Source organism: Brevundimonas sp. (assembly GCF_041648615.1).
Lineage (GTDB): Bacteria > Pseudomonadota > Alphaproteobacteria > Caulobacterales > Caulobacteraceae > Brevundimonas.
In genome coordinates, this window is record NZ_JBAZOS010000034.1 from 26434 (window position 1) to 33971 (window position 7538).

Consider the following 7538-nt stretch of genomic DNA (forward strand, 5'->3'; position numbering starts at 1 on the left):
GGTCAGGCGGCTTCTGACTTGGGGGCGTGCAGCCAGGCCATGCGTTCGCGCAGCTTCGCCCCGGTGATCTCGATGGGTTGCTCGCTGTCGGCCTTGACCCAGGCGTCATAGCGGGGCTTGCCGGCCTCGTTCTCGGCGATCCATTCCCGGGCGAACTGACCGGACTGGATCTCGTCCAGGATGGTCTTCATCCGGGCGCGGGTCTCGTCGGTGATGACGCGCGGGCCGGACTTGACCGAGCCCCATTTCGCCGTCTCCGAGATGAATTCGTTCATCTTCGTGATGCCGCCTTCGTAGAACAGGTCCACGATCAGCTTCAGCTCGTGCATACACTCGAAATAGGCGATCTCGGGCTGGTAGCCGGCCTCGACCAGGGTGTTGAACCCGGACATGACCAGCTCCTTGGCGCCGCCGCACAGGACGGCCTGTTCGCCGAACAGATCGGTCTCGGTCTCCTCGCGGAAGGTGGTTTCCAGCAGGCCGCCGGTCGCCCCGCCATTGCCCCGGGCGTAGCCCATGGCGCGATCGCGGGCCTTGCCGGTGGCGTCCTTCTCGATGGCGAACAGGGAGGGGACGCCGCGGCCGCGCTGGAACTCGCGGCGGACCAGATCGCCCGGCCCCTTGGGCGCGACCAGGATCACGTCCATGTCTTCGCGCGGCGTGATCCGGCCGTAGATGATCGAGAAGCCGTGGGCGAACAGGATGGCGGCGCCCTGTTTGGCGTTGGGCTCGATGACGTCGCGATAGACCTCGGCCTGGATCATGTCCGGGGTCAGGATGGCGATGATGTCCGCGTCCCGGACGGCCTCGGCCGGTTCGGCGGTCGGGACGCCGTCGGCGGTGGCGTTCTTCCAGCCCTTGCCGCCGTGACGGACGCCCGCGACCACGTCGTGGCCGGAGTCCTTCAGGTTCTGGGCGTGGGCCCGGCCCTGCGAGCCGTAGCCGATGATGGCGATGCGCTGGCCGGCGATGGCGCCGGGCCGGATATCGTCATTGGTGTAGATGGTGATGGCCATGGTTCAGGCGTCCTCTCGGGCGGATCGGGTTTCGGTTTCAGCGGGACGCTGCACCGGCGGCGGATCGGGAATGGTCACGGCGCCCTGGGCGGCGGAGGCCACCGAGGCGCGATATTTGGCGAAGACGCCGTGCGCCGGGCGGAGCGGCTGGGGCGCGAACCCCGCCCGGCGCTTCACCAGATCGGCGTCGACGTCGATCCGGCGGTTGCTGACGTCGATGGCGATGCGGTCGCCGTCGCGGATGAGAGCGATGGGGCCGCCGGCCGCCGCCTCGGGCGAGACGTGGCCGGCGACGAAGCCGTAGCTGGCGCCCGAGAAGCGGCCGTCGGTGATCAGGGCGACGTTGTCGACGCCGCGACCCTTCAGGGCGGCGGTGACCTGCAGCATCTCGCGCATGCCGGGACCGCCCCTGGGGCCCTCATAGCGGATGACGATGACGTCGCCCTCGCCGACCGATCCGTCCTGGACCGCGTGGAAGGCGTCTTCCTCGCTGTCGAAGACGCAGGCCGGGCCCTCGAACCGGTCGACCTTGTGGCCGGTCAGCTTGATGACCGCCCCGTCCGGCGCGATGTCGCCGTAGATGACGGCGTAGCTGCCGCGATCCATGACCGGGGCGGCGAAGTCGGCGACGACCTGCTGGCCCGGGGTCTCCTCGGCCTCGGCCGCCTCGGCGAACAGGCTGCGGCCGCTGACGGTGGGGGCGTTGACGATCTTGCCCGCCGCCGCCATCCGCTGGGTCACCAGACGGGTGCCGCCGGCCGCGAACAGGTGCGAGGCCAGGAAGCGGCCGCCCGGCTTCAGGTCGCAGATCACCGGGGCGTCAACGCAGGCCTGATGGCAGTCCTCGATGCCGAACTCGACGCCGGCCTCGGCCGCGATGGCGGTCAGGTGCATGACGGCGTTGGTCGAGCCGCCCGAGGCGGAGACGGCGGCGGCGGCGTTCTTCAGGCTGGCCCGGGTGATGTATTTGCGGGCCGTGTCGCCGGCGAACACCCGCTCGACGATCAGCCGGCCGCAGCGTTCGCCCTCCGCCCCCTTGGCCGGATCGACGGCGGGCACGTCATTGGCGCCCATGGGCGACAGGCCCATGACCGTCAGGGCCATGGCCATGGTGTTGGCGGTGAACTGGCCGCCGCAGGCCCCGGCGCCGGGGCAGACGGCGCTTTCGACGGCCTGCAGTCCGGCGTCGTCCAGCGCCCCGGCGGCGTGGGCGCCGATGGCCTCGAAGATGTCCTGGACCGAGACTTCCCGCGCGCCGATGCGGCCGGGCAGGATGGTGCCGCCGTAATAGACCAGGCCGGGGATATCCATCCGCGCCAGGGCCATGGCCGCCGCCGGGATGGTCTTGTCGCAGCCGACGATGCAGATGACGCCGTCCAGCTGGTGGCCCTCGACGGCCAGTTCGATGGAGTCGGCCACGACCTCGCGGCTGATCAGCGAGGCCTTCATCCCCGCCGTGCCCATGGAGATGCCGTCGGTGACGACGATGGTGTTGAAATCGACCGGCCAGCCGCCCGCCGCGACGATGCCGGCGCGGACGTCCTTCGCCAGCCGGTCCAGGTGCATGTTGCACGGCGTCACCGACGACCAGGTGTTGACCACCGCGATCATCGGCTTGTCGAAGTCGGCGTCCTGCATGCCGGCGGCGCGCAGATAGCTGCGCGCGGCGGCCCGGCTGGGGCCGGCCGTGACGGCGCGGCTGCGCGCGTTCGGCGGGCGGCCGTCCGGTCCGGGGCGTGAGGTGAAATCTTGCGTCATGGCGGGCGTCGGTTCCGGGAGAGGTCCGGACCGCGCGCAACAAAAAACCCGCTTCCTTTCGGGAGCGGGTGGCTGCGGGCGATCCTGAAGGGGCTTGGGTTCAGGTTGCGTGCATCCACACCGCTCCGGGGAGCAGCACAAGCGTCACGACGAGAATAAGGCTGTGGAGGGCGATCAGGGCGTTCGGCGCGCGCGCCGTCGCGATCGCCGAAACGGCGATGGCGCGGTCAGCGATGCGGGCGCGATGGGCCACGTCGAAACTCCTGTTGAAGCGCAAGGTAACCATGGCTCGCTGCGTCGCACAAGATGCTGGGCAATATTATTGCGTTTTGAGGTGGAAGAAGGCCGGTTCGCGCAAGGTTCTCCCGCGCAAGGAACATCATGTCCGGCCCGGACGGGCCTCCCCCGGGAAGCGTCCGCCGGGCCGCGGAAGATCGGTCAGGCGGGTGATATTGGGGATCACCGACGCTCCGCCATTTCCGGCCGCGACCATCGCTGCGTGAGATCGGGCCAGGTGAGGGGTGACGCCGGCCCCGGCCGGTGAGGCTGTCAGGTCCGCCCGTCAGCCAGTCTGGCTCAGGGCTTGCTGTCCCCGCAACCGGCGGCGCCGAAATGAGACTCGGCTGGTCGCGATCCGCCTTTCGAAGGGCCGGCAGCATGCCGCTCTGCAGATAGCCCTGAGGACCCCATGGCCACACTCCTGACCGGTGTTTCGATGAGCATGCTGCGGCGCCTGGCCCTGGCGACCCTCGGCGTCCTTTGTCTTGAGGCCCTCTCGGCCCGCCCCGTGTACGCGAGCGATGGCTCATGGGCCGCCGGGGGCCCGCCGGCGGCGACGGGTTCCGCCGACTTCCTCGGGGAATCCGCCTCTGACGATGCGCGCGAAACCGCCAGCTGGGTCATCCGAACGGGCGACAACCAGGGCCGCCCGTTCATCATTGTCGACAAGAAGGACACCAAGGTCTTCGTGTTTGACGGCCGGGCCAATCTGCGAGGCGCGACGACGGCCCTGCTTGGTCTGGCCGTCGGGGACGATTCCGCGCCCGGCGTCGGCGACCGGAAGCTCTCGCAGATCCGTCCCGAGGAGCGCACCACCCCGGCTGGCCGTTTTGACGCTTCCTTTGGCCTCAACCTGGCGGGCCAGGACATCCTCTGGATCGACTACGATTCCGCCCTGGCGCTGCATCGGGTGTTGGACGCCGGCACGAGCCAGCACCGCCTTGAGAGACTGGCGCCGCGGTCAGCCCTGAGCCGCCGGATCACGTTCGGCTGCATCAATGTACCCGTGAAATTCTACGAGGACGTCGTGCAGGCGGAATTCCAGGGAACCGTGGGGGTTGTCTATATTCTGCCGGAAACCAAACCGATCCATGAGGTCTTTCCCGGCCAACTCGCCGGGCGCTAGAGGCCAATGCAGCGCGTGGCGGTGGGGACAGTTCACGGCCAACTTGTCTCCTTGCGGCAGCCGGCAGACCGCAGCGCGGTTGAGACCCGGCCCGGGCCGTCGCGGCTGGCTGACAGCCAGGGGAGGGTACTTCCCGCCAGACGCGCTACAGGATGACAAGACCGGCTGCACAAGGCATGGGTCGTGGATGTCCTACGACTTCCGACTGAACGCCGAAGCGCCCTTTACAGTTTACAACGTCGGCCCGGAGGCGGAGCCTCTGGTGGTCATCGACGGCATGATGGCCGAACCGAACCGGCTGGTGGATTTCGCGGCGCGGGATTGCACCTACGGCCCCGCTGGCGCGGCCTATCCGGGCCTGCGAAGCCCGATCCCCGAAGTCTATATGCTGAACGTCCACGGCGCGCTCAAACCACTGCTGCAGAGTGTCTTCGGCATACCGGTGGAGCAGCCCATGTCGCTGGCCGCGTCCTTCGCCATGGTCACCCGATCCGGTCGGGAAATGAAGCACAACCAGCGGGTCCCTCACATCGACCGGACCGGCGATCACGACCTCGCGTTCGTCCACTATCTGTGCGGGCCCGAGTTCGGCGGCACATCCTTCTTCAGACACAAGCAAACCGGCTTTCAGCGGTTGAACGCCGAGCGCGAGATCATCCACGACGAGACGCTGGCCAAGGAGTTGCAGAGCCAGATCCTGCCCGCGACCTTCCCGGACGAGAATCATCCGCTCTATGACCGCATGGCCAAGGTCGATGCGGCGTTTGATCGACTGGTGGTCTATCGCGCCAGCATGCTGCATTCCCCGAACATCCACGTCGACGATAAATTCTCGCCGGATCCGCGCACCGGCCGCCTGACGGTCACCGCCTTCCTGTTCGCGATCTAGGCGGGCGTCACCAGCCGCCTTCCGTAACGGGCAGGGTGCGCAGGCCTTCAAGCCAGAGATCATGGCTGGGCAGGTGCTCCATCGCCGCGGCGAGGCCGGCGACCAGGTGGGGAATCTGCCGTCCCGGCTCGATCGTCCAGCGAGCCGCATTCGCCATCGCCGCTGCGGGCGCCTGGCCGATCCCGTAGACGATGGCTTGCCAGCTGACGTGGTTGAACAGGGTCTGCTGCATGTCGATGTCTTCCCGCGAGGGATGACGATCCGCCCAGACGCCCATCAATTGCTTCACCCGGTCCGGCGTGCGCTCCGGCTTGACCACTTCGCACCAGAACGGCGTGTCGCGGCGACCGCTGAGATTGTAGTGGGCGGCCACGAAGTCGCGCAGATCGTCGTACTGGGAGGCCATGACGTCATTATAGCGGTTCCGCGACTCCGGGTTTATGCCCGAAAGCGGGAAGTAGCGGACCAGCATCTTGAGACCGAATTCCACCATGTGGAGGCCGGTCGATTCCAGCGGCTCGATAAAGCCGCCGGCGAGGCCCAGCCCCACGACATTGCCGGTCCAGGCGTTTTCGGCCCGGCCGACGCGCATGGCAAGATGGCGGGCGGGAACGTCGTCCGGAATGCCCGCGGTCGCGCGCAACTCGGCCTCGGCCTCGGCCTCGCTCAGGTGGGCGCGGGAATAGACGTAGCCGATGCCTTCCCGGTTCTGCAGGCCGATGCGCCACATCCAGCCGGCCGACAGCGCCCTTGACCGCGTCATGGGCGGGATGGGCTCGCCCTCGGCGCGCGGGACGCGGATGGCCACGGCGCGGTCGCACAGCAGGTGGTCGGCATAGGAGACGAAGGGTGCTTTCAGCGTCTTGCCCAGCAACAGCGAAGCGAAGCCCGAACAGTCGAGGAAGAAATCGCCGTCCACCTTCGAACCGTCGCGCAGGTCGAAGCCGAGAACCTCGCCGTTCTTTTCGCGCACCTTGACGACCTCGCCGAGGATCCGCTCCACGCCGCGCGCCTGCGCGATTTCGGACAGCAGGTCGCCGAAGGCTTCGGCGTCGAGATGGTAGGCATAGGGGAAGGACGCCTTGTAGTCGTCGTCCATCAGACGCTTGGGCGATCGGCCGGCCCGGGCCAGGGCCCACTGGATTCCGGACTCCAGAGCGAACGCCCCGGCCACGCCCTGGGCCTTGCGCGCCAGCCAGGAGGGGGCGGCGTTGTAGCCGAAGGCGGCGTCAAAGGCTTCGAACGGGTGGAAGCAGGTCTCGCCGATCCCGGACCAGTCCTCGAACTGGACTCCATGTTTGAACGTGGCCGAGGTGCGCGCCATCAACGTGGTCTCGTCGATGCCGATGTACTGGGCGAAGTCCCGGATGGACGGGATGGTCGCCTCGCCCACGCCGATGCGGCCGATGGCTTCGGATTCGACGACGGTGATCTTGAGCCGCCGGTCTCCGGACCGGTTGAACGTCCGGTCCATGAAGGCGGCGCTCATCCAGCCTGCGCTGCCGCCGCCCAGAATGACGAGATGTTCGGGAAACGCGGCAGGCGGCATTTTTGAGTTCCTGTGAGCGGGCGTCGTCGCATCGGGTGACCACCAGCGCAAGGCGCGGCATCCGTTTCAACGCTCTGGCTTACTCTGCGTAACCCGTTCTCCAAAAAGGAGAAAAAACGGCGTTCGTCCCAAAACTGGGACGTTGGCATGGTTCACAAACTCTTAACCCGGCCCTAACTGGCCATGCTCCCGCGCGCAGACTGTTCGGCGAGTAGCAGTTTTGTTGAGGCTCGCCCTGGTGGCGGCGTCTCGGGGGCGTCGCCATGACCAGGACCATCAAGAGTGCGGCGTTCGCCGCCCGTTCCAGCGCGCGCGCGCGCCACGATGGCATGCGGCGCTTCGCCCTGCTGGGCAGCACCGCCCTGGTCGGAATCGCGATGACAGCCGGCTTCGCCCGAGCCGACGAGTATACGGCCGACAGCACGGCCAGCCTGATCGCGGCGATCAACGCCGCCAATCTGCATCCGGGGGCCGACACGATCCGGCTGACCGGCAGCGTCACCCTGACGGGTCTGCTTCCGACCCTGACCGACGCCCTTGTCGTCAACGGCGGGGGTTTCGATCTGAGCGGCGACGGCCAGTACCGTCTCTTCTTCGTCGACGCCGGCGCGAACGCCGTCGACATAACCAATTTCGGCAGCCTTAGCGGCGCCGGCATCGGCGGCGCCGGCGCGAGCGGCGGGGGCGGGGGCCTCGGGGCCGGCGGAGCCATCTTCGTCAATTCGGGTGCTGTCAGCGTCAGCCACGTCGCCTTCACCGGTAACGTCGCAACGGGCGGCGCAGGTGGCGCCGCTGGCCTCATCGGCGGTGGAGGCGGCGGTCTGGGCGGTTCGGGCGGCGCCGGCGGTTCGTCCAACGCCGCGGGCGGCGGCGGCGGCTTCAGCGGCGGCGGCGGCGGCGCTGGCGGCAGCAGCACCAGTT

At 68.2% G+C, this 7538-nt stretch carries 6 protein-coding genes and 1 pseudogene; 3 read left to right on the plus strand and 4 right to left on the minus strand.

The genetic code is table 11. The annotated features are described in order from the left end of the window. Window positions 1–2: 2 nt before the first annotated feature. The 3 genes from ilvC to WC555_RS12370 form a co-directional block, all read right to left on the minus strand. Window positions 3–1016, minus strand: coding sequence for a ketol-acid reductoisomerase (ilvC, locus tag WC555_RS12360; RefSeq protein ID WP_373253979.1), 1014 nt, complete (start codon window positions 1014–1016; stop codon window positions 3–5). Between the two features lie 3 nt (window positions 1017–1019). After that, entirely contained in the window at window positions 1020–2774 is a 1755-nt protein-coding gene (locus WC555_RS12365) for a dihydroxy-acid dehydratase (RefSeq protein ID WP_373253981.1), read from the minus strand. Between the two features lie 100 nt (window positions 2775–2874). Further along, complete coding sequence (locus tag WC555_RS12370) at window positions 2875–3027, minus strand: hypothetical protein (protein WP_373253982.1); 153 nt, start codon at window positions 3025–3027, stop codon at window positions 2875–2877. 468 nt (window positions 3028–3495) lie between these two features. On the opposite strand from WC555_RS12370, the gene WC555_RS12375 reads away from it, so the two are divergent. Further along, window positions 3496–4179 (plus strand): L,D-transpeptidase, encoded by a 684-nt coding sequence (locus tag WC555_RS12375; RefSeq protein ID WP_373253984.1) that lies wholly within the window; start codon window positions 3496–3498, stop codon window positions 4177–4179. A gap of 187 nt (window positions 4180–4366) precedes the next feature. Beyond that, a complete protein-coding gene (locus WC555_RS12380; RefSeq protein WP_373253985.1) occupies window positions 4367–5068 on the plus strand; it encodes a DUF6445 family protein in 702 nt (233 codons plus the stop codon). Window positions 5069–5075: 7 nt separating this feature from the next. Here the strand turns inward: WC555_RS12380 and WC555_RS12385 are convergent, their stop codons facing one another. Further along, window positions 5076–6617 carry a tryptophan halogenase family protein gene (locus WC555_RS12385; RefSeq protein ID WP_373253986.1) on the minus strand — a complete coding sequence of 514 codons (1542 nt, stop codon included), beginning with the start codon at window positions 6615–6617 and terminating at the stop codon, window positions 5076–5078. Between the two features lie 263 nt (window positions 6618–6880). On the opposite strand from WC555_RS12385, the pseudogene WC555_RS12390 reads away from it, so the two are divergent. Next, window positions 6881–7538: pseudogene (locus tag WC555_RS12390) on the plus strand (hypothetical protein); the annotation flags it as partial.